This is a genomic window from Gilvimarinus sp. 1_MG-2023, assembly GCF_030548285.1.
The window spans coordinates 1-232 of sequence record NZ_JAUOSC010001811.1 but is presented as its reverse complement, the minus strand read 5'-3'; the positions used below and the strand labels follow the sequence as shown (position 1 = coordinate 232).

The 232-nt window shown below is 61.2% G+C and carries 1 pseudogene; it reads right to left on the bottom strand.

The features are described 5' to 3' along the window. Positions 1-203: pseudogene (locus Q4563_RS22940) on the bottom strand (hypothetical protein); the annotation flags it as partial. Positions 204-232: the final 29 nt, after the last annotated feature.

Here is a 232-nt window from a genome sequence, read left to right as displayed (position 1 = left end):
ATATCGCCCGGCAGCCCTTCGATCTGTGCCTGCACACTGTCCAGCGTCTCGTCATAGCGCGCATAGGGCACGCATTCTCCGCGCCCCGTCGCCTCGCCATCAGTTATCGCACAGGTCAGCACCCGCGCCTCAGAGCGCGAGCCCCGGCTGATGGTGAACACCTGCGCCAGACGGAAAACATCGCGCCTCACTTCAATTTGCACGCGCCCGCTCCTTCATCTTTGCAAAAAAT